The organism is Halorhodospira sp. 9622 (genome assembly GCF_022228025.1).
Taxonomy (GTDB): Bacteria; Pseudomonadota; Gammaproteobacteria; order Nitrococcales; family Halorhodospiraceae; genus Halorhodospira; species Halorhodospira halophila_A.
Window position 1 is genome coordinate 1 of sequence record NZ_JAJNRE010000094.1, and the last position, 864, is coordinate 864.

Consider the following 864-nt stretch of genomic DNA (forward strand, 5'->3'; position numbering starts at 1 on the left):
GGCGTTGCATCGCGGCCACGCTGCTCGGCGCGGTGATAGGCCTCGAGGTAGTCTCGGACCCGCGTGGCCGTCAGCCCCTCGCGCTCGGCCAGACGCTCGAGCACATCGCTCGGCGGCAAAGGCCTGGCCTCGAGCATACGACTGACCGCCGCGACCTGATCACGGTAGATGCGCGGATCACAGGCGCGCAGCCGGGCGCAGAGCCGCTCGCCGAGATCGGCGCCGACGCGCTCGGCGATCGCCCCCTCCAGCTCGGCGATGTGCCGGGCCCGATCTCGGTAGTGGTGGCTGTTGCGCACGGTCTGGCCCTTGCCGGTGGCCACTGGATGAGTGGCCACGATCTCGCCGGTCTCCAGGTCGACGATGTGCAGCTGCCCCCTGTCCTCCTGAACGCCGACCTCGCCACGCTGGTAGGCCATCGGCACCGAGTACTTGTTCGCCGACCAGGCGATCAGACCCGTCTTGTCCACCTTACGGGTGGCCAGCGCGGCCTTGGCCTGGTCCAGCCACTCCGGCGTCAGGTAGGGCCGCAGGTGCGCCCGCTCCTCGGCCTCGAAGTGCTCCTGAGGCTGGCGCTGCGTGGTGCCGTGGACGCGGACATTGGCCACCTCGTCAAGCCACTGCTGGACATGGGCGCGCAGGTCCTGCTCGTCGGCGAAACGTTCGCCGTAGAGGCAGTCGCGTTTGACGTACTTCACGCCGGCCTCGACCTTGCCCTTGCTCTCCGGGTCGTAGCCGCGGCAGGCGTGGACATGGAACCCGGCGGCGGTGGCGTAGGCGTGGAAGCGCTCGTTGACCGTCAGCTCCCGAAACTGCTCGGCGATGACCACCATCTTCGTCTGGTCGTAGACGCACTCCTCTGGT

1 pseudogene is annotated in these 864 nt (G+C 68.9%); it reads right to left on the reverse strand.

From position 1 onward, the window contains the following. Nucleotides 1-864 (reverse strand): annotated as a pseudogene (locus LRG07_RS13740) (IS21 family transposase); the annotation flags it as partial.